The sequence below is a fragment of the Collinsella phocaeensis genome (assembly GCF_900119895.1).
In the GTDB taxonomy this organism is placed as follows: Bacteria; Actinomycetota; Coriobacteriia; order Coriobacteriales; family Coriobacteriaceae; genus Collinsella; species Collinsella phocaeensis.
In genome coordinates this window covers 98,640-118,485 of record NZ_FQLR01000002.1, presented here as the reverse complement: position 1 = coordinate 118,485, position 19,846 = coordinate 98,640, and the positions used below count along the sequence as shown (strand labels likewise).

Sequence of the window (19,846 nt, the reverse complement as noted above, 5' to 3'; positions counted from 1 at the left end):
ATATGCACACGCCGCGCGCAGACGCCGTTGACGTCTGCGCGCGTTTTCGTGATGCGACTGGAGGCGGTTCAGGGCTCGCGCTTTTTGCGTTAAAGCTCCCGGCGCATGATGACGATCGTGCTGTTTTCGCCGGTGAAGGGCATTTCTGCTGCGGGCTGGCGACGCACGTATTCGAGTCCGCATTTCTCCATCACGCGATGGGAAGCTTCGTTCTGCTCGAAATGGTCCGCCCAGATCGCGCGGGCCGCTAAGTCGCGTTTCGCGTGCTCCATGAGGGCTCGGAGGGCCTCGGGGGCGTAACCGTGTCCCCAGAACGGCGCTCCGATCCAATAGCCCACGCTGAACTCATCTTCCGCCTCGACATAGCTGCAGCGTTCGTGGCCGATCAGGCCGATTGCTCCGACGAGCGTACCGTCCTTGCGCGCGATCGCGTACTGCTCCGGACCGCGCAGGACGTTGCGAATGATCTCCAGGCTCTCTTCAACCGCGGTGTGCGGAGGCCAGCCCGCCGCCGTCCCCACGCGCGGATCGCGGGCGAGTTCGAACAGGGCGGGTGCGTCCGCATCGTCCCATGGGCGCAGGACGAGGCGGTCCGTGTGGATATCCATGGTTGCTTCCTTTCGACTCGGGACTTTATCCGGTCAGTGTATCTCAGTGGCGCTCCGGCGGCATCTTCTGTCCAGCTGCCGTCTGCCCTTGACCTTAACGTAGAGTTAGGGTTTAAGCTGGGCATGACAAGAGGGAAGGACGTGTCCGATGGCGCATGAGGGGTACGGTATCGGCGCGGTGTCGCGGATGAGCGGAGTGAGTCCGCGCGCCCTGCGCTTGTACGAGGAGGCGGGGCTGATCGCTCCCAGGCGGATGGCGAACGGGTATCGGCGCTACATGTCGAGCGATCTTGACCGTCTCCAGGAGATCCTGCTGCTCCGCAGAGCGGGGGTGCCGCTGTCGCGGATCGCCGAGTGCCTGTGCGCCGAGCCGTCTGAACGGGCAGGTTTTCTTATTAAGCATCTGGAGCGCTTGCGCCGCGAACGCGACGAGATCGATCGCCTGATTGAGACGGTGGAGGCGACGTTGCGCTGTGAGAGGGAAGGGGTAGCCATGAGCGATCGAGAGAAGTTCGAAGGCATGAAGCGCGCGATGGTCGAGAGCAACGAAGAGGCTCACGGCATGGAGGCGCGTGCGCGCTACGGGGACGTTGCGGTCGATGCTTCCGCACAGAAGGTCATGGGGCTCGGGCCTGCCGAATTCGAGAGATGGAGGCGGCTTGAGGAGGAGATCCGTACCGACGTCGAGCGTGCGGTCGAATTCGGCGCGGACCCGGAGGGGGAGCTCGGTGCGCATCTGTGCGCGCTGCATAGGGAGTGGCTGGGGTACACCTGGCCGTCGTATAGCCCCGCCGCCCATCGGGGCCTTGCTGAAATGTACATGCGCGACGACCGCTTTCGCGCGTATTACGACCGAAGGCTTGCGGGCTGCGCCGCCTGGTTGCGTGACGCGATAGATGCCCATGCGCGCTGAGGCGCTTGACTCGAGCGCGGGCGGCCGAATTCGGGCACACCGGGCACCGGCGCGCATCAGTTGCGGGTGGGGATGCGGGCGCGATGCGCATTCGGCCATCGCGGGTTCGGGCTGAAAGGATGGGTTGAGATGGCAGAGTACCAGCATATCGTTCAGCCGTTCGATCCGGTGTTCGATAGGCACAGCCGTACGCTCGTGCTCGGATCGTTTCCTTCGGCCCTTTCTCGTACGAATGAGTTCTACTACGGCAACCCGCGCAATCGTTTTTGGCGCGTGATCGCCGCCTGCTTGGGTGAAGAGGTGCCGGGCGATCATGACCTTGCGGCCAAGCGGATGCTGCTGCTTCGGCACGGCATCGCGCTGTGGGACGTGATCGAGAGCTGCGATATTAAAGGCTCGAGCGATGCGTCGATCAGAAATGTCGTGCCTGCGCGTATCGAGTGCATTCTCGAGGTGGCTCCCATCGAGCGGGTGATTTGCAACGGCGCGACGTCCGCGCGTCTCTACAAGCGCCACCTTGAGGTGCAAACGGGTATGCGGGCCGTCGTGCTGCCCTCGACGAGTCCCGCCAACGCCGCATGGTCCGAAGGACGCTTGATTGAATGCTGGCGGGAAGGCTTGCGAGCGCCTTAGGGTGCTGAAGGGGCTGGCACGGAGACGGGGGCGAAGGCGTGCCTGTTGTTTTCGGCCCGCGTCCGTGCGTTGCCCGTGGGCTTAGCCGGTCGCAGCGCCGGATGTACCTGAGCATTCCTGTTTCACCGCTTCGTGTTTCAAAGTGTGGTCAAAATGGATCAATATCGCGCCGGTGATGGCCCTTTATCTCTTGGGAAAGGCAGCGCGTTGCGGTTGAAATGGTCAAGAGACCCAAGATATGCGGCTCCTGATGCGGAAGCGCCTCAATTTGACGCGGTCGGTGCGCGCTGGGTCGATGGAGTGGTCTCCAGGACGGACTCAGAGAGGTCCTATCGGCGCGAAATCAACCTATTCTGACCAGTTTGTACAGAATGGACGCAGCAGGACGGTCACCGCGTCCATCGCTGGGCAGTTTCGAGGGTCCGGGGTCAGGCGATGACGACCTCGCGGTTCTCGCTCGTCACGAGTTCCTGGACGGCGATCGTCGCGCCCAGGTGGCGCTCCACCAGCTCGGCGAGCTCATCGGTCGCGGCGCGGCAGTCTTCGACGCGCGCGGGGTCGGCGCACTCCACGATGAGGAAGGCGTTCTCGGTTTCGTCGGTGAGCGCGGTGCGCACGCCGTCGCGCCAGTTCCAGCAGCGGCAGACGGCGCCGGCATCGTCCAGGTAGGCGAGTTCGCCGGAGAGCGTCGGGTCGTTCTCGGCGCCCTCGCCAAGCGGCGTGAAGTCGTCACCGCCTTCGGTGACGCGCAGGACGAGGTCGCCCTGGAAGGCGTCGATGTCCTCGCCGCCGAGGGGCAGCGCGTACTTGAGCGAGATCGCATTGTAGATGTCGACGGACGGCGAGATGCTACCTACGGGATGCCCTTGAGGACGCGCTTGAGCAGGTTCTCGATGGAGCGGCGGGCGCCTCGCTTGGTCTTGAACCGCTGGTAGGCCTGGCGCCATACGCGCACCGGGGCGTTCTCGGAGAGCGTGGGCGACTCCAGGTGGCGCTCGGCTTGCGCGTTGGCGCGCGCGAGCAGCTGCTCGATGGCCGCGGCGTCCTCGGGCGCCACGTCCGCCGCGGGCCTCATGCCGTGCGCGACGACGACGCCGAACGACGCGCCGGGAAAGAGCTTCCAAAATGAGGTGTCGGTGACGAACTTCTTCATGATGCACTCCTATTCCATCGGGCGCTATGAAAAGGAGCGCCCACCCGCCGGCCACCTTCAACGTCCTACGGTGCCGGCACGTGAGCGCTCGCGCGCCGCTCCCATCCGGAGAAGGGGGCGAATATGTCCTTGCTAGTCTAGCGCCAGGGGCGTGAAACCTCAAATTGAGGATGGCGACAAATCGAGACGCCGCATCGAAGGCGGTGGTCTGCAAACGGGCGTGATGTCGAGGGCGCAGGCTGCTTGCGTGCCGCTTCCTGCCGGAGCCCCGCCTCAGATTAGTGCCTGTCCCCTTTCTGAGGTTTGCGGGCCACGATGGTGAACATGAGGGGCAGCCGCGGCGACCCTTCGGGTAGGCGCCACGACTCGTCTGCGGCGTGGAACTCGAGCATGGGGAGCGATCGCCACTCGGCCACCTCGTCTTCGGTGAGCGCTTCGATGGAGAGGCCGGCGCCCAAGAGCGCTCCCACGATCTCTGCGAAGTCGTGCGTCCAGTTGTGGTTCCTGGTGTGCGCGAGCTTCTGCGCGGCGTCGTTGCCGGGATCGGTGGTGTAGGTGACGTCCATGTCGTAGGAGCTGAGCGCGCCGGTTTTATAGTCGCCGCAGATGCCCATGCCGCTGAAGCCGAGCGCGGCGAGCAGCGGGTGGTCGTCGCGGATCATGAAGACGCCGCCGGGAGCGAGGAGCCGCTCGATGGAGCGCGCCCAATCGATAAGATCGGGCAGCCAGGTGATCGTGCCGGCGCTGGTCACGATGGCGTCGAAGGTGCCGGCGTGATCGTGGAGCGCATCTACCGCGCATCGCGCATCGCCCTCCACGTAGTGAACCGCGACGTTCGCCTGGCGTGCGAATTCGCGCGCGTGGGCGAGGGCGCACGGCGAGAAGTCCAGCCCCCAGGTCTCGGCCGCGCCCAGACGCGGCCAGCAGAGGGTGTCGGTGCCGATGTGGCATTGCAGATGGAGTAGCTTGAGGCCCTCGATCGAGTTGCGCGGCAGGTGCGGTTTCAACGCCTCGTAGTCCCTGCGGGCGACGCTCGTGATGGCGCGCGGGTCGTCCGTGAGGGCGGAGAGGTCGCCGTATCCGCCGCGCGCGTGGACCTCGGCGCGGTCGTCCCAGCTGGCGCGGTTCTCGTCGATGCGGATTTGCTCGCTGTTCATGGTTGCTTCTTCCCTTCGCCTGGTTCGGATGGCCGCCTCAAAAAGGGGACAGGCACTAATTTGAGGCGGGACGTTCGACGTAACATGCGAAGCCGACAGTCATCGCAGCCAGCAGTCTCGGATTAACCTCTGCCTCAGATTAGTGCCTGTCCCTTTTCTGAGGTTCCCGTGCGGAGCCGCCCCGCGCATGCTGCATCGTCTCGTCTCTTGCGGCGGGGTGCATTCAAGACTACTATACATACCAATAGTATGTATGAGGAGGCGGGCACGCTATGGCGAGAAACAAGCACCCCGAGGAGACGGTCGCGAAGATCCTCGACGTCGCGATGCGCCTGTTCGTCGAGCGCGGCTACGAGCAGACGAGCATGCAAAACATCATCGACGAGCTCGGCGGGCTCACCAAGGGGGCGGTCTACCATCATTTCTCGAGTAAGGAGGAGATCTTCTTCGCCGCCATGGACCGCGTGATGGCGCCCGGCGTGGAGCGGTTGCGTAAGATTCGCGATGCCGAGGGCATGACCGGTCGCGAGAAGATTCAGGCGATGTTCGACAACGGTGCGCGCGGAGTGGACTCGGCCTTCTTCTCCCAGGCCGACCCCGAGCTGGATCCCATGAGGAACCCGCGGATGCTCGCCACCGAGTATCGCGATTTGTTCGCCGTGAGCGCCCATGAGCTCATGGTGCCCGTGATCGAGCAGGGCGTGGAGGACGGGACCATCCAGACCGAGTATCCGCGCGAGCTTGCCGAGGCGATCGCCCTGCTCAACAACTTGTGGTGCGTTCCGGCCTTCTTCCCTGCACACGATGAGGAGGAGCAGGCACGGCGCGTGGCGTTCATGAATGCCTTTATGAAGGGCATGGGGTTGGACATCGTGCTGGATCCGCAGGTGAGCTTGGAAACCTGGCGGCGCCGTTATGGAGGCTCGCTCGCGGATGAAGGCGCGCGGCCCCGGGGATAGCCCCGCGGGCGCATGTGGGAGAGGAACCGCTGCGGCGGTTTTTCTCAGCAGTAAATAACATACCAACAGTATGTATAAACGTACGGGAGGGCGGCCTCGATGGGAACGATGGTTGGGAAATCGGATAGGCGCACGTTCGCGCTGATCCTGCTCGCGCAGTTCTGCTCGCTGCTGGGCCAGGAGGTGCTGCAGTTCGTCCTGCCGCTCTACCTGCTCGACGTGACGGGCTCCGGCACGCGCTTCGGCTTGGCGATCGCATGCGGCTTCGTGCCCTATACGCTGCTGAGCCCGATCGGCGGCGTGCTGGCGGACCGCACGCGCAAGCGCGGCATCATGATGGGCGTGAACGCCGCGCTGGTCGCCGTGCTGCTGGTGTTTCTCGCGCTCAAGGATACCGGGGACCCCTTTGCGCTGGTGGTGTTCGCCACCATGGCCTCGTTCATGGCGCAGGCGCTCTACCAGCCGTCGATCCAGTCGACGGTGCCGTTCGTCCTCGCCGCCCCCGACGTGCCGCGCGGCGTGGCGCTCGTCAGCCAGATCGGCAGCCTGACCACGCTCAGCGGACCCGTGGTGGGTGCGGCGGTCTACGGTGCGGTGGGGCTGGTGCCCGTGGTCTGGGTGTCGCTCGCCGCGTTCGCGCTGTCCGGCGCGGTGGTGGCGCTCGCGGTGCGGTTTCCCTGCGAGCCCGCTTCGTGGGAGGGCGGTGCGATCGCCATGGTCCGCGACGACCTGGCCGAGGCGGTCCGTTATCTGCGCGACAAGCCGCTGCTGCTGGGCGGTATGGCGACGGCGACCTTCGTGAACGTGTCGGCGGGCGCGCTCATCAGCGTGGGCACCGTGTACGTGGTCACCATCACGCTGGGGCTCCCCGCGGCGTATGCTTCGTTTGCCCAGATGGCGATGGGGGCGGGAAGCCTGGTGGGCCACAGCCTGCTGGCCATCGCGCCGCGGCGCTTCTCGTTGAGGCGTTCGGCGCCCTACGTGGGCGGAATCGCGGCGGCCATAGGCGTCGCCGCCTGGGTGCTGTCCCCTGCGGCCTTCATGGCGCCCATGGCGGTGTTTCTGGTCCTGACGGCGAGCTATGCGTTCGCGACGATGTCCGGCGGCCTCATGGGCTCCTGCATGCTGGCGGAGTTGCAGGCAGGGGCTCCGTCGGCTTTGGTGGGCAAGCTCATCGCGCTCTTCATGACGCTGGTGAACTGCGCCACGCCGCTCGGCCAGGCCGTCTTCGGCGTCCTGTTCGACGTGCTGCCGGCGTGGACGATCGCGCTCGCGACCGCGCTCGAGTTGGCGGTCGTCGCCGGGGCGTGGCGCCGGTTTCTGCGCCGTCGGCAGGCGGGGCCGGTTCGCTCCGCGGTTTAGCGACGCGCGACGGCCCCCTTGCCGTTGGGGACGCGGCGTCCGGCCTTCCCCGAAATGTGCTCGAGGTCGATGGCCCATACGGCGGTGACGGGCAGCTCCCGCTCGATGGCGCCGCCGATCTCGTCCTTGTATTCGGGCGCGTACTTCAGGCAGAGCTGGGCCAGTGCGCGACGGATCTGGGCGGCGTCGGTGACGCGTCGCACGACGCCCGTGGCGATGACGCTGGCGTAGCGCGTGGTGAAGAACCCGGGCTCGCCGTTCTTCTCCACGAAGACGGGCTCCATGTCCACGGCGACGGTAACGCAGACGCGCGGGTCGCGCTCCCAGTCGTCGGTCTTCTGGCCGCCGGCGGCACCGGTGTGGATGAGGAGGACGTCGCCGTCGAGCACGTAGGAGAGCGGCGTGGCATAGGGGTGGCCGTCCGCGTCGACGGTGGCGACGACGCAGTACTCGCCGTCGTACAGGATTTCGCGCGCCTCGTCTTCGGAGATCGCGCGTTTGGGCAGTTGCTTCATGGGTTGGTGCATGGTGGGTCCCTTCATGGCGACGGCGGTGCGGTCCTTTTGAGGGTAGCACCTCAAATAAGGGACAGGCACGAATTTGAGATTTAGGGGGCGGGCGCTTTTTAATATGAGTTGAACATTGTCAAGTGGCAAAAAGGCCCTGCCCTCCGCGGAGCTACCGCGGAGGGCAGGGTCCATCTATCTTCACCCGGTGGCCGCGCCGCTTGAGGGCGTGTCTGCTCGACGCACGTTCGGCACTCTAATATCCGCGGGTCGGAACCGCATCTCGTTGCTACGGCTGGGGGCCTCCGCTCGGTCGCAGTCTCGTGGCGGGCGTGGCGGTCTCCCGCCGCCCAGAAAAAGGACTGGAACGGCCTCCCAACGGCCTCGAGCGCGGCGAGCCCCCGGGGTCGGACTCCTATGGGGCCGCGGGCGCTACCGGGCCATGAGCGCTATCGCCCAGACCCAGCAGGCCATCTCGCGGGCCGTCGCGCAGTTCGCCACGCACGGCCTCTTCCCCGCCTGGGACATGGCGTCCCGCCTGTCCTGCAGGCGGCGGTTGCACTTCGCGGCGTGCCTCGACACGGCCGGCGCGACCCCGTGGCCCGGCCTCGGCTTCTTGGGGTGCCTCGTCGACATCGGGACGTGCCAGGACGCCTCGACCAGCGCGCGCCGGACGTGGCCGTTACCGGCGCGGGTGATCCCGCCGCGCGACTCCGTCTCGCCGCTCGAGCGCTCCGAGGGGGCCAGGCCGCACCACGAGGCGAACGACGGCGCGGTCGGGAACCTCGAGAAGTCGCCGGCCTCGGCGGCGAGCAGGAAGGCACTCGCGACGTCGATGCCCTTCACCAGGCAGAGCGCGTCGACGACAGGCGCCCACTCGGGGCGCGCGGCGGCCTCCTCCACCTTGCGCTCGAGCTCCCTCTTGGCCTCGGCGCAGCGCTCCACGGCGTCCATGTAGTGCTCGTAGGCGGCCGCGTCGTCGGCCTCGCCGAACTCGATCGACCTCGCCCACCTCCAGTACGCCTCGGTCCAGTTCGACCTGCGGCGCCCGGCCGGCGTCGTCTCGTCGAACACCAGGCCGTGCCTGAGCAGGAACTTGGACATGCGCTGCCTGGCGCGCTGCAGGTCGTCGCGGGCGTCCTCGAGCGCGCGGGAGAGGTCCCGGGCGGCCTCGGTGCGGTCATCGGGCACCCACACCTCGACGACGTTGCGGCAGGCGAGGAGCCTGGCCAGCCACTCGGCGTCGCGCCGGTCGTTCTTGCGGCCCCGGTCGGCCGCGGGCCGGTGCATCTTGGAGACGGCGCCCACGGCGCAGTCGACGCCGAGGGCGCGCAGGGCGCGGCACAGGTGGAAGCCGGTCGGGCCGCTCTCGTACACCGCCCTGGGCGACTCGAACCCCAGGACCCACTCGGCGACCGACGCCGGGTCGTAGCCGAACCTGGCCCGGACCACCTCGCCGGTCATGGGGTCGAAGGCGCATGCGGAGATGCTCCTCGCGTGGACGTCGAGACCGATGGCTGTGACATAATTGGACATGGCGGGCCCCTCTCCGTCGCATGTGGCGCGCGGCCACGGTTGGCGTTACGACCATTGTCGCCCGACCCACGATAGAGCTACAAGGGGAGGGGCTCCCAATGTTCAACTCATATCGTCTCGAGGTAGGGCTTGCGCCGTCGCGCGCATGATACGGAAATCGAACGAGGGCCAATTTGCAACGTATGGAGGGAGCGCACGTATAGTCTCATAGCAAGGGGCCGCGATGCCGTGCGAGGAGGTGATCGAATGGCGGACGGGGATGTCGCGCTGGTGCGCAAGATCGTTCGAACAGGATCGCGCCGATGCGCGGACAAGTTGATTCGCAGGCACTATGACGACATCTACCGGTTTGTCGCCCATCAGATGCGAGATAAGGACGAGGCGCTCGACGTGACGCAGGATGTCTTCGTTGCGGCGATGCGCGCGCTTGCATCCTTCGACGAGCGGCGCGCCTCGTTTCGAACGTGGCTCTACCGCATCGCCGCCAATAGGATCATCGATTGGCATCGCGCGCGGATGCGCTTCACGCCGCTATCCATAGATGGGGTAGAGATCGATCCCGTGGATATGCGCGATGAATACGAGGAGCTCATCGATCGCTCTTGGAGCGAGGACAGGGCGCGGAGGGCGATGGGGCTCTTGTTGGGGCTTGAGCCCAGAGTGCAGGCGGTGGTGCGCTTGCGGGTGTTTGCCGGGAGCAGCTTCGCCGAGATCGCTCGGGCGACCCAGCAAGGCGAAGCAGCCGCCAAGGCCCAGTACTACCGGGCGGTCAAGGCGATGAGGGCATGCATTGAGCGGGAGGAGCGACTATGAGCAAAGCGGAATGGCGCGAAGGGTTGAGCAGCGAGGAGCGCGATCGCGCCATCGAATCGATTCTCGATGAGGCGCTGCCTTCATGCGAAGCGTCATACGGCCGTATGCGGGGCAATTTCGCCGCCCTGTCTTTGCGCGCGCTGTTCTTCGGGATCGAGGACTGCGCGATTCTGGCAGGAATCATCACTCTTGCCGGCGCGGCTCCTTTGGCGTTCATCGCAGAACCCGGGGACGCGGCGCTCGCGGTCTTTATGCTGGCTCCGTTGTTTTTTGCGGCGCTTCAGGGACTTGTTGCGTGGAAGGACCGCGAGAGCGGAACAATCGCGTGGCGCGCGGCATGTCGCATGACGGTTCTCGAGTTCCATGCTGCCCGCATGCTGGCGTTTGGGGCGATGGCGATTCTGCTTACCGTGCCGCTTGCCGCTGCGGCCTGGGTCGCGAGCGCGCGCATGGTCTCGTTTTGGTGGATGCTGTCCCTTGCCGCGGCGAGCCTCGCGACCTTCGGCGCCTTTTCGCTTCTGATCTTTCGGCTTAACGTGGCTGGGCGAATGTACGGGGCGGCTCAGGCGGTTGTCGTCCCGCTGATGCCGATTGTCATCTGGGCGCTTGCAGGCATGCTGCTGGCAATGCTCCCTGCAGCCGCCACGGCGCTGCTCGCCGTTCCCGCGGTGGTGTTCTTCGCGGTCGCAGCGGCCGCGACGATCCTATTTGTCCGCCTTATTGCTGATGCCTGCACGATGTCGTTCGCAGAATACGCGTAGGGGAGATGCGCTATGCTTACCGTCGAACACGTGACCAAACGATTCAAGAGCAACGTTGTGATCGAGGACGCGACGCTTGCGTTTTCCACGGGCGTTACCGGGTTGATAGCGCCAAACGGAGCGGGTAAGTCGACGCTTCTGAAGATGCTCGCCACGCTTACCTTTCCAACCGAGGGAAGAATCTGCTGGAACGGCGAGGACATTCATGCGATGGGGGAGCGCTACCGTGCCGTGCTAGGCTACCTGCCCCAGCAGTTTGGATATTATCCGAGCTATACGCCCCGGGCGTTCCTGCGCTACGTGGGCGTCCTGCAGCGAATGGGCAAGCACGACATCGCGCGGAGATGCGACGAGCTGCTCGAGCTGGTAGGTCTTGCCGACGCGGCAGACCGCCGCATGCGCGAGTTCTCGGGCGGCATGGTCCAGCGCATCGGAATCGCGACCGCGCTGCTTGCCGATCCCCAGATCCTCATTCTTGATGAGCCCACCGCGGGGCTTGATCCGCGCGAGCGCGTGCGCTTTCGCAACATCATTCATGAGCTCGCAAAAGAGCGCACGGTGATTCTGTCGACGCATATCGTGTCGGACATCGAGGCGATTGCCGGCCAGATCGTATTCATCCAAAACGGTCGCGTGAAGGCGTATCCGGGCAGCGCGGAACTCTGCGCCGAGCTTGCTGGAATGATATTCGAGATGCCGGTTCATGCGGAACTTCCCCGTGGCTGTCAGGTGCTGGGAGAGCGGGAGCGCGATGGACGCACGATGCTTCGCATCTGCGCGACACGGTGCCCCGAGGGTGCGCGCGCCGTTTCCCCCACCTTGGAGGATGCGTTTCTGGTGCGGTATCGCGAGGGGCGGTGAGGAAAATGACGGCGCTGAGCGCGGCGATATCGCGCTCGCTAGGGTTGTCACTGCTTGCGGAAGAGTTGCGCCGGATCGTTCGCATGCCCCTGCTTGTCGCGTTGCCGTTCGCCTTCCTCGTTTTGAACGGTGCGCTCATCTTTGGCAACTCGTGGCTGTTTCCGCATATGGCGGAAGTCGCTTCGGTCGCCCAGCTGGTGGGTGTTCATATGGATCAGGAATTCTTGGATGCGGTGATGGCACGTCCGGCGACCGGTGCTCGCGACCAGCTCGCATGGTCCGTGTCCCACGCCCAGGGCATACTTGCCGCCTTTGATGCGGGCGAGGCCGGTACCGCGGCGGCGATCGATATGGATGCGCCGTTGGCGTCGCACTTGGTGGCTTCGAAATATGCGGCTTGGGAGGATCGGGTCGATGCGGTGCGGGCGTCGAGGCAGGAGCGGGACGTATACGGTGCCGCCTACACGTTCGACGTGCACCAATTCTTATTCGGGACGCTCGTGCCCGTGGTTATCTTGGAGGCTTCTGCCATAGGAATGGCCGCGCTGCTTGCTATGTGCGAGCTGGACGAGCGAACGGGGGCGCGGTCGATCGCGCTGTCGAGTCCCGTCGGGCGCGGCGTCGTTGCAACAAGGCTCACCGCATCCTTGATATGGGCGTTGACGATGTACGCAGCGTTCGCGGTGCTGACCTTCGGAGCGGTTGCCGCGCTGTCCGGATGGGGAATCGGTCCCGTGTGGGAGAGCAGCGTTTCGAGCTTGTTCAACGTTGTGGTGGACGGAGGCTCCGCGCGGCCGTTCGTGACGTGGTTCGATTGCTCGATCGGCTCGTACCTCATGTGGACCCTGCTGCTGGGGTCGGGCTTCGTGGCGCTGCTGTGCCTTACGGTCCAAGCGGTCCTGCTGGCAACCGGTTATAGCGTGGTCCGTGCCGCTGTAACGGCTTGCGTGCTCTTGATCGCGCCGCTGGGGGCGCAGGCGGCATGCGCGCTCAACGGATGGCACGTCGCCCGTGCACTCATGCACGTCTTTCCAGCGCCCTTGCTTTCCGTGAGCGGCCAGTGGTTTACCGACTTGGGGCTTCGTTCGTTCATCCCATTGCAAGAAGCTGCAGCTGTGATTTGCGGCATCGCTGTCCTGTGGTGCATGCATCCGGTGCTGCGGCGCATGTGGTTCGATAAGGATGTGGCATAGATGAGTCTGTTCGCGCAGGAGCTGAGTAGGATATGGCGCCCGGGTATCTTTGCGGCGCTTCTGGTGTCCGGCATCGCTTTCTGGTTTCTTGTCGGAAAGGGGCCTGGGATAGTCGCTTTTCCCAACGGGAGCCAGGCGACCTTTCATTTCGAGCTTGCCCAGGAGTGGGCGGATAGATTCGGGGCCTCGATCGATGATGCCGAGATGCGTGAAATCCGTGCGGAAGCACGCGCTGCGGAGACGGCGTTCGAGTCTGATTTGGCGACGCTCGATGGGGCTGCCGAGCGCGACCTTCGCACGCGGGCGGACTTCGATGCCTTTTCAATCGAGGTGCTCGATCGCGAATATGGGGTACAGCAAGCGGGAGGCGAGCCCGATGATGCGCTCAAGGCGGATATCGCTTTGAGCGAGCGGATCCTTGCCTTGCCTTCCCATGAGAGGGCGTATGAGATGGACCTTTGGCTTCAGGCTTTAGAGGGGGAAGGGGGCGCACGCGGCTATCTCTCGCACATGTGGTTGCAGGATATCGAGACGTATCTCAACCGTCTCTCAACGTGGCTTGTGGTCGCACCCATGTTTGTGATGGCTCCTGTCGCGGTGAGCGACCAGCTGCATCGCATGCGGGCGGTCCAGTGGTCATCGCGCATCGGTCGCAAGGTGTTCGGCGCGCAGCTGGCGGCTGCGGTGTTGTCGGCGGCGCTCGTTCTTGCCGTGAGCCTGTGCGCCTGGGCCGTTCCCCTTGCCGGTGCTGGGATTGGTGCCCTGATGGACTGCGTTATCACGGGTCCGTTGAGCGGTTATGTCTGCGGCTGGGACATGACGCTGGGGGCTTATGTAGCTGCTCGCGTCGCGCTGATGGTGGGCCTGGGTCTTGCTGCGGGGCTCCTGTCGTTCGTGCTTGCCCGGATGAGTGCGGGCTATGTTGGCATGCTCGTGCGCGTTGTGCCCGTGTGCGCGGGTTTCGGATGGCTGCTTGTGCCCGTGCTGTTCGACCATGCGCTGTGCGAGCGGTCGGTGCCGGGGAGCGCCAATCCCTTCTCAACGGGCTGGCTGCCGGTGGGCGGCGAGTTGGCGTTCGTTGCAGTGATCGCGCTGGTGGCTATCGTGAGCTGCGTGTTCTCCTGCATGCGAGAACGTCGATGCGATGCGAGATAGGCGCTCAGCGGGCAATCGTGAGAACCGCGTGCAGTTAGGGCGTGCACCTCAAATTAGGGACAGGCACGAATTTGAGGTTTAGGGGCGGGCGCTTTTCCAAGGTTTCCGATTCGGTGTCCGGAGACTGCCCTTGATGCCGCGGCCGATGCCGATTTCCGTGCCGCTGACAGACCTCAATTTAGTGCCTGTCCCCAATTTGAGGTTTCGCGTGCCCTGTGCGGTCCCCGGACAAGGCCCGCGCCTCAAAAAAGTGCCTGTCCCCTTTTTGAGGCGGGAAAAAAGAGGCCGCCGCCTGGATGTGTTCCAGGCGGCGGCCTTCATGCTGCCACGGGGAGGGGCGGGGCAAAACCCGCCCCAACATGACTCGCTTACGAGAAGTACGCGACGCCGCTCTCGAACAGCGGCATGAACTTCTCGCCGGGGACGTTCTTGTACAGGCCGTCGCCGCGGCGCTCCACGTGGCCCATCTTGCCGAACACGCGGCCGTCGGGGCTGGTGATGCCCTCGATGCACGCCACGGAGCCGTTGGGGTTCACGTCGAGGTCCATGGACGGCATGCCCGCCACGTCCACGTATTGCGTGGCGATCTGGCCGCCGGCGCGCAGCTGCGCGAGCACCTCGTCGTTAGCGACGAAGCGGCCCTCGCCGTGGGAGATGGCCACGGTGTAGAGCTCCTCGGGGTCGCACTGGGAGAGCCACGGCGACAGGTCGCTGCAGATGCGCGTGCGCACCAGGCGGCTCTGGTGACGGCCGATCTCGTTGAAGGTGAGCGTCGGGGCGTCAGCCGTGGCGTCCACGATGTCGCCGTAGGGCACCAGGCCGAGTTTGACGAGCGCCTGGAAGCCGTTGCAGATGCCGAGCATCAGGCCGTCGCGGGACTGCAGCAGGTCGCGAACGGCTTCGGTGACCTCGGGTGCGCGGAAGAACGCGGTGATGAACTTGGCGGAGCCGTCGGGCTCGTCGCCGCCGGAGAAGCCGCCGGGGATCATGACGATCTGGGACTCGCGGATGTGGCGCGCCAGCTCGCGGGTGGACTCGGCGACGTGCTCGGGCGTGAGGTTGTTGATCACGAAGACATCGGCCTCGGCGCCGGCGGCGGTAAAGGCGCGGGCGGAGTCGAACTCGCAGTTGTTGCCGGGGAAGACCGGGATGATCACGCGCGGACGGGCGATCTTGAGGCCGCCGTAGGTCGCGCGGACGCGGCCCTCCTCCTCGCAGCGGTAGCGCTCCTCGGGCACGAGCTCCTCGGGGGCGTCGACGTCGTCGGCTGCGCTGCGGTAGGGGAACACGGACTCGATGCCGGACTCCCAAGCCTCCTGCAGCTCGGCCATATCGAGGGTCTCGTCGTAGGCGGCGAGCTCGTAGGCCTCGGTGGTGGTGCCGAGCTCGACCACGGTCACGCCGTCGACCTCGGGCAGTTCCGCGCCCTCGGCGAGCTCCACGATGAAGCAGCCGTAGGCGTGGTCGAACAGGTCGCGCGCGTCGGCCTCGTAGTAGGCGTCCGCGACGGTGAAGCCGATGCGGTTGCCCAGGCAGGCCTTGAACAGGACCTCGGCCAGGCCGCCGAAGCCGGGCGTGGAGACGGAGAGCGCGCTGCCCTCGCGGACGAGCTCCTCGACGGCGCCGAAGGCGGCGAGCAGCGAGTCGGTCTCGGGCAGGAGGTCGTCCATCTGGTAGGCGGGCTGGATCAGCGCGACGCGGCTGCCCGCGCGCTTGAACTCGGGCGACACGATGTTGGCGAGCTTATCGACCGCGACGGCGAAGGAGATCAGCGTGGGCGGGACGTCGAGGTCCTCGAAGGAGCCGGACATGGAGTCCTTGCCGCCGATGGCGCCGGCGCCGAGCTCGACCTGGGCCATGAGGGCGCCCAGGACGGCGGCCATGGGCTTGCCCCAGCGCTCGGGGACGTCGCGCAGACGCTCGAAGTACTCCTGGAAGGAGAGGTACGCCTTGGTGTGGTCGAAGCCGGTGGCCACGAGGCGCGCGATGCTCTCGACGACGGAGAGGTAGGCGCCGCGGTACTGGTCGGCCTCCATGATGTAGGGGTTGAAGCCCCAGGCCATGCCGGAGACCGTGGTGGTCTCGCCGTCGACCGGGAACTTGGCGACCATGGCCTGGCTCGGGGTGAGCTGGCGCTCGCCGCCGAAGGGCATGAGGACGGTCGCGGCGCCGATGGTGGAGTCGAAGCGCTCGGACAGGCCCTTGTTGGAGCAGACGTTGAGGTCGCTCACGAGCAGGCGCATGGCCTCGGCGAAGGAATCGACCTCCTCGGCGCCCGGGACCATGGGCACGGTGCTCTCGAAGACGTTCTCGAGGCTGTCAAACTCCTCGAGCGCGGCCTGTGCCAGCTCGCTCTCGGGGTCGATGGGCGCGACGCCCTGCGCGGGGACGTGGACGTCCTGGAACTTCGGCGCGCCGTTGGAGTTGAGGAACGCGCGGGAGAGGTCGACGATGGCGTCGCCCTGCCATGCCATGCGGACGCGGGGCTCGGCGGTGACCTCGGCGATCACGGTCGCCTCGAGGTTCTCCTCCTCGGCGTAGCCCATGAACTCGTCGACGTCGGCCTCGGCCACGGCGACGGCCATGCGCTCCTGGGACTCGGAGATGGCGAGCTCGGTGCCGTCCAGGCCGTCGTACTTCTTGGTGACCATGTCGAGGTCGATGTAGAGGCCGTCGGCCAGCTCGCCCACGGCGACGGAGACGCCGCCCGCGCCGAAGTCGTTGCAGCGCTTGATCAGGCGGCAGGCGTCGCCGCGGCGGAACAGGCGCTGCAGCTTGCGCTCCATGGGGGCGTTGCCCTTCTGGACCTCGGCGCCGTCCTTCTCGATGGACTCGACGTTGTGGGCCTTGGAGGAGCCGGTGGCGCCGCCGATGCCGTCACGGCCGGTTCGGCCGCCGAGCAGGATGATCTTGTCGCCGGGGGCGGGGCACTCGCGGCGGACGTGGCTCGCGGGCGCGGCGCCCACCACGGCGCCGACCTCCATGCGCTTGGCCATGTAGCCGGGGTGGTAGAGCTCGGAGACCTGGCCGGTGGCCAGGCCGATCTGGTTGCCGTAGGAGGAGTAGCCGGCCGCCGCGGTGGTCACGAGCTTGCGCTGGGGCAGCTTGCCGGCGATGGTCTCGGACACCGGCACGGTCGGGTCGGCCGCGCCGGTGACGCGCATGGCCTGGTAGACGTAGGAACGGCCCGAGAGCGGGTCGCGGATCGCGCCGCCCACGCAGGTGGCCGCGCCGCCGAAGGGCTCGATCTCGGTGGGGTGGTTGTGCGTCTCGTTCTTGAAGAGGAACAGCCAGTCCTGGTCCTCGCCGTCCACGTCGACCGTCACCTTGACGGTGCAGGCGTTGATCTCCTCGGACTCGTCGAGGTTGGTGAGGATGCCCTGCTTCTTGAGCCACTTGGCGCCGATGGTGCCCATGTCCATGAGGCAGATGGGCTTCTCGTCACGGCCGAGCTGCGAGCGCATCTCGAGGTAGCGGTCGAAGGCCGCCTGGACGGTCGCGTCGTCGATCTCGATGTTCTCGAGGACGGTGCCGAAGGTGGTGTGGCGGCAGTGGTCGGACCAGTAGGTGTCGATCACGCGGATCTCGGTGATCGAGGGGTCGCGGCCCTCGTCGATGAAGTACTGCTGGCAGAAGGTGATGTCCGCCTCGTCCATGGCCAGGCCGCGCTCGGCGATGAAGGCGGCGAGGCCGCCCTCGTCGAGCTCGCGGAAGCCGTCGATGACCTCGACCGGCTCGGGGTCGGGGATCTCCTGGGTGAGGGTCTCAGGGCACTCGAGGGACGCCAGGCGCGACTCGACCGGGTTGACGACGTAGCCCTTGATGGCGTCGAGGTCCTCTGCGGAAAGGTTGCCGGAGAGCACGTACACCTTGGCGCAGCGAACGGCAGGCCGCTCGCCCTGGGAGATCAACTGCACGCACTCGGCGGCGGAGGCGGCGCGCTGGTCGAACTGGCCAGGCAGGGCTTCGACGGCGAAGACGGTCGCGGCGTCGTCCGCCGGCAGCTCGTCGTACACGACGTCGACCTGCGGCTCGGAGAACACGGTGGGCACGCAGCGAGCGAACAGCTCCTCGTCGATGCCCTCGACGTCGTAGCGGTTGATGAGGCGGAGGCCGGTGAGGCCCGAAATCCCCAGGATCGCGGTCAGCTCGCCCTTGAGCTGCCGGGCCTCGACGTCGAAGCCGGGTTTCTTCTCTACGTACACACGAGAGACCATGGAGTCCTGCCCTTCTTTGTGGACGGGTCGGTGCCGCGCGGCAGCGGCCGGCCGCGCGGTGCGCGGACCGCCTTGAGCCGGCGGATTGCTAACCTCTCCATGATACGTCACCCCGTCGTGCGCAGGCTCGTGCTTGTGCGTCCGGCATCCTAATTGCATGTCGCCTGCCGGCTGTGCCAAGGGGGACAGGCCCTCGCCAAGAGGGGCGTACCCTAATGGCACGGTGCGCCGTTAGGGTACGCCCCTCTTGGCGAGGGCCTTCGGGGAGCAGCCCGGCGGGCTGCGTCCCGATTAATACTTACTTATTTGTCATCTGCCGGTAAGGATGCGTAAAGGTTGGCAGACCAGAATGGTTGGCGGCGACCTCGCCCGCGGACCCGATTCGGTACTTGCCAGATCGGGGTCGGGGGGGGGTAGCCTTCTCGTCTGTGTATCGAATTCGCCGCGGCGTACGCCGCTTGCGTGCGGAGGGGTGGAAGAGGCATGAAGTACCTGGAGAGCATTGAGTACACGGCGCGGACGCTGCCTCAGACGCCGGCGCTGCGCACGTCCGCGGGGGACCGCATGACGTATCTCGAGCTCTGGCTCGCGTCGGAGGCCCTGGCGTCCCGGATCGCGGGCATCGCGGCCCCGGGTCAGCCGGTCATGGTCTACGGCAACAAGCATCCGCTCATGGTCGCGTGCTTTCTCGCCTGCATGAAGGCGGGCTGCCCGTACGTGCCGGTCGACCGGTTCTCGGTCCCGCCCGAGCGCGTGGCGTCGATTGCGGCCCAGATAGCGGGGAACGCGCCGTTGCCGGTGCTCGCGAGCGAGCCGTTTCCCGGCGTGGAGGGCGCATGCGCCGTCGAGCTGTTCGATGGCGACGAACTCTTCCGCATCGTCTCGGAGGGCGGCTTCTCGGACCGTTCCCGCTGGATCTCCGGCGAGGATCTCGCGTACATCCTGTTCACCTCGGGCTCGACCGGCGCCCCCAAGGGCGTTGAGGTGACGGCGGACTGTTTCGACAACTTCTGTGCCTGGGACCTCGAGCTCTCGGGCGGGAGTCCCGCGGTGTGGCTCGATCAGGCCCCGTTCTCGTTCGACCTCTCCGTCTTTGAGCTCGCGGGTGCGCTGGCGAGCGGCGGCACGCTCTTCTCGCTGGTCCACGATTCCCAGCAAAGCGCATCGGCCCTGCTCGCCGCCCTCGCGTCGTCCGGCATCGAGGTGTGGGTCTCCACCCCGGCGTTCGCATCCCTCTGCCTGGCGAACCCGGAGTTCGGCCAAGGCCTCATGGCCGACCTTCGCTTGTCCATCTTTTGCGGAGAGACCCTGCCGAACGCCACCGCCGCGCGGCTTCTCGAGCGCTTCCCCTCGGCACGCGTGCTTAACACCTACGGTCCGACCGAGTCGACGGTCGCCGTGACCTCCGTCGAGGTGACGGACGAGATGGCCGGCGCCTCCGACCCGCTGCCCGTAGGGTCCGCGCGGCCGGGCACGCGCATCCGCATCGTGGACGCTTCGGGCGCGGAGTGCGCGCCCGGCTCCCTCGGCGAGGTCGTCATCGAGGGCGATACGGTGGCGCGTGGCTACTATCGCCGGCCGGATCTGACGGAACGGTCTTTCGGTGCCTGCGAGCTGGCCGGAGCGCCCGTCCGCACGTACCGCACGGGGGATGAGGGATGGCTGGACGGCGCGGGCATGCTTCATTATCGCGGCCGCCTCGACCTGCAGGTCAAGCTCAACGGGTTCCGCATCGAGCTCGGCGACATCGAGGAGCATCTGCGGCGCCTGCCCGAGGTGGCCGCCGCAGCGGTGGTCCCCGCCGTCCGCGAGGGACGGGTCTCGCACCTCGTCGCGCACGTGGTGCCCGCCGCCCCGCTCTCCACGACGCCGTTCCGCGCTGGCCTCGCCCTCAAGGAGCGCCTGCGCGGCGCTCTGCCGCACTACATGATCCCCAAGAAGGTGGCCTTTCTCGACGCACTGCCCATGACGGGCAACGGCAAGGTGGACCGTCGCGCACTCGCCGAGACGGCGCGGTAG

The 19,846-nt window shown here is 66.3% G+C and carries 15 protein-coding genes and 1 pseudogene; 10 read left to right on the top strand and 6 right to left on the bottom strand.

The window, feature by feature from the left end; genetic code table 11:
- Nucleotides 1-89: 89 nt before the first annotated feature.
- On the bottom strand, nucleotides 90-608 hold the full coding sequence (locus tag BQ7355_RS00545; protein WP_072414423.1) for a GNAT family N-acetyltransferase: 519 nt from the start codon (nucleotides 606-608) through the stop codon (nucleotides 90-92).
- Between the two features lie 148 nt (nucleotides 609-756).
- Between BQ7355_RS00545 and BQ7355_RS00540 the strand changes: the two genes are divergently transcribed.
- Nucleotides 757-1,521: a MerR family transcriptional regulator gene (locus BQ7355_RS00540; RefSeq protein ID WP_072414422.1), complete on the top strand. Its 765-nt coding sequence runs from the start codon at nucleotides 757-759 to the stop codon at nucleotides 1,519-1,521.
- A gap of 129 nt (nucleotides 1,522-1,650) precedes the next feature.
- A complete protein-coding gene (locus BQ7355_RS00535; protein WP_072414421.1) occupies nucleotides 1,651-2,154 on the top strand; it encodes a DNA-deoxyinosine glycosylase in 504 nt (167 codons plus the stop codon).
- A 428-nt stretch (nucleotides 2,155-2,582) separates the two neighbouring features.
- Here the strand turns inward: BQ7355_RS00535 and BQ7355_RS00530 are convergent.
- Nucleotides 2,583-3,307 (bottom strand): annotated as a pseudogene (locus BQ7355_RS00530) (B3/B4 domain-containing protein).
- A 278-nt stretch (nucleotides 3,308-3,585) separates the two neighbouring features.
- Nucleotides 3,586-4,464, bottom strand: coding sequence for a class I SAM-dependent methyltransferase (locus tag BQ7355_RS00525; protein ID WP_072414420.1), 879 nt, complete (start codon nucleotides 4,462-4,464; stop codon nucleotides 3,586-3,588).
- Between the two features lie 272 nt (nucleotides 4,465-4,736).
- On the opposite strand from BQ7355_RS00525, the gene BQ7355_RS00520 reads away from it, so the two are divergent.
- Both BQ7355_RS00520 and BQ7355_RS00515 read left to right on the top strand, forming a co-directional pair.
- Complete coding sequence (locus tag BQ7355_RS00520) at nucleotides 4,737-5,423, top strand: TetR/AcrR family transcriptional regulator (protein ID WP_072414419.1); 687 nt, start codon at nucleotides 4,737-4,739, stop codon at nucleotides 5,421-5,423.
- 99 nt (nucleotides 5,424-5,522) lie between these two features.
- Nucleotides 5,523-6,785: an MFS transporter gene (locus BQ7355_RS00515; RefSeq protein ID WP_083581342.1), complete on the top strand. Its 1,263-nt coding sequence runs from the start codon at nucleotides 5,523-5,525 to the stop codon at nucleotides 6,783-6,785.
- Here BQ7355_RS00515 and BQ7355_RS00510 read toward each other — a convergent pair.
- Entirely contained in the window at nucleotides 6,782-7,312 is a 531-nt protein-coding gene (locus BQ7355_RS00510; RefSeq protein ID WP_072414466.1) for a pyridoxamine 5'-phosphate oxidase family protein, read from the bottom strand. The genes BQ7355_RS00515 and BQ7355_RS00510 overlap by 4 nt on opposite strands.
- A 411-nt stretch (nucleotides 7,313-7,723) precedes the next feature.
- Nucleotides 7,724-8,827, bottom strand: coding sequence for an IS110 family RNA-guided transposase (locus BQ7355_RS00505; protein WP_072414417.1), 1,104 nt, complete (start codon nucleotides 8,825-8,827; stop codon nucleotides 7,724-7,726).
- A gap of 270 nt (nucleotides 8,828-9,097) precedes the next feature.
- Here BQ7355_RS00505 and BQ7355_RS00500 point away from each other — a divergent pair, with 270 nt between their 5' ends.
- The 5 genes from BQ7355_RS00500 (at nucleotide 9,098) to BQ7355_RS00480 (ending at nucleotide 13,610) form a co-directional block, all read left to right on the top strand.
- Nucleotides 9,098-9,640 (top strand): RNA polymerase sigma factor, encoded by a 543-nt coding sequence (locus tag BQ7355_RS00500; RefSeq protein ID WP_159430421.1) that lies wholly within the window; start codon nucleotides 9,098-9,100, stop codon nucleotides 9,638-9,640.
- The gene (locus tag BQ7355_RS00495; protein WP_072414415.1) at nucleotides 9,637-10,401 is read left to right on the top strand and encodes a hypothetical protein; all 765 of its coding nucleotides are present in this window, start codon (nucleotides 9,637-9,639) and stop codon (nucleotides 10,399-10,401) included. The genes BQ7355_RS00500 and BQ7355_RS00495 overlap by 4 nt, the downstream gene beginning before the upstream one ends.
- Before the next feature lie 12 nt (nucleotides 10,402-10,413).
- The gene (locus BQ7355_RS00490; RefSeq protein WP_072414414.1) at nucleotides 10,414-11,262 is read left to right on the top strand and encodes an ABC transporter ATP-binding protein; all 849 of its coding nucleotides are present in this window, start codon (nucleotides 10,414-10,416) and stop codon (nucleotides 11,260-11,262) included.
- Nucleotides 11,263-11,345: 83 nt separating this feature from the next.
- Nucleotides 11,346-12,455 carry a hypothetical protein gene (locus tag BQ7355_RS00485; protein ID WP_143761629.1) on the top strand — a complete coding sequence of 370 codons (1,110 nt, stop codon included), beginning with the start codon at nucleotides 11,346-11,348 and terminating at the stop codon, nucleotides 12,453-12,455.
- Nucleotides 12,456-13,610: a hypothetical protein gene (locus BQ7355_RS00480; RefSeq protein WP_072414412.1), complete on the top strand. Its 1,155-nt coding sequence runs from the start codon at nucleotides 12,456-12,458 to the stop codon at nucleotides 13,608-13,610.
- A 368-nt stretch (nucleotides 13,611-13,978) separates the two neighbouring features.
- Here BQ7355_RS00480 and BQ7355_RS00475 read toward each other — a convergent pair whose 3' ends face one another.
- Entirely contained in the window at nucleotides 13,979-17,827 is a 3,849-nt protein-coding gene (locus tag BQ7355_RS00475; RefSeq protein WP_072414411.1) for a phosphoribosylformylglycinamidine synthase, read from the bottom strand.
- 483 nt (nucleotides 17,828-18,310) lie between these two features.
- On the opposite strand from BQ7355_RS00475, the gene dltA reads away from it, so the two are divergent.
- Complete coding sequence (gene dltA / locus BQ7355_RS00470) at nucleotides 18,311-19,846, top strand: D-alanine--poly(phosphoribitol) ligase subunit DltA (protein ID WP_072414410.1); 1,536 nt, start codon at nucleotides 18,311-18,313, stop codon at nucleotides 19,844-19,846.

Coding starts and splice junctions, on each gene's coding strand:
- BQ7355_RS00545 (WP_072414423.1), bottom strand. CDS start 608: ATGGATATCCACACGGACCGCCTCGTCCTGCGCCCATGGGACGATGCG.
- BQ7355_RS00540 (WP_072414422.1), top strand. CDS start 757: ATGGCGCATGAGGGGTACGGTATCGGCGCGGTGTCGCGGATGAGCGGA.
- BQ7355_RS00535 (WP_072414421.1), top strand. CDS start 1,651: ATGGCAGAGTACCAGCATATCGTTCAGCCGTTCGATCCGGTGTTCGAT.
- BQ7355_RS00525 (WP_072414420.1), bottom strand. CDS start 4,464: ATGAACAGCGAGCAAATCCGCATCGACGAGAACCGCGCCAGCTGGGAC.
- BQ7355_RS00520 (WP_072414419.1), top strand. CDS start 4,737: ATGGCGAGAAACAAGCACCCCGAGGAGACGGTCGCGAAGATCCTCGAC.
- BQ7355_RS00515 (WP_083581342.1), top strand. CDS start 5,523: ATGGGAACGATGGTTGGGAAATCGGATAGGCGCACGTTCGCGCTGATC.
- BQ7355_RS00510 (WP_072414466.1), bottom strand. CDS start 7,312: ATGCACCAACCCATGAAGCAACTGCCCAAACGCGCGATCTCCGAAGAC.
- BQ7355_RS00505 (WP_072414417.1), bottom strand. CDS start 8,827: ATGTCCAATTATGTCACAGCCATCGGTCTCGACGTCCACGCGAGGAGC.
- BQ7355_RS00495 (WP_072414415.1), top strand. CDS start 9,637: ATGAGCAAAGCGGAATGGCGCGAAGGGTTGAGCAGCGAGGAGCGCGAT.
- BQ7355_RS00490 (WP_072414414.1), top strand. CDS start 10,414: ATGCTTACCGTCGAACACGTGACCAAACGATTCAAGAGCAACGTTGTG.
- BQ7355_RS00485 (WP_143761629.1), top strand. CDS start 11,346: ATGCCCCTGCTTGTCGCGTTGCCGTTCGCCTTCCTCGTTTTGAACGGT.
- BQ7355_RS00480 (WP_072414412.1), top strand. CDS start 12,456: ATGAGTCTGTTCGCGCAGGAGCTGAGTAGGATATGGCGCCCGGGTATC.
- BQ7355_RS00475 (WP_072414411.1), bottom strand. CDS start 17,827: ATGGTCTCTCGTGTGTACGTAGAGAAGAAACCCGGCTTCGACGTCGAG.
- dltA (WP_072414410.1), top strand. CDS start 18,311: ATGAAGTACCTGGAGAGCATTGAGTACACGGCGCGGACGCTGCCTCAG.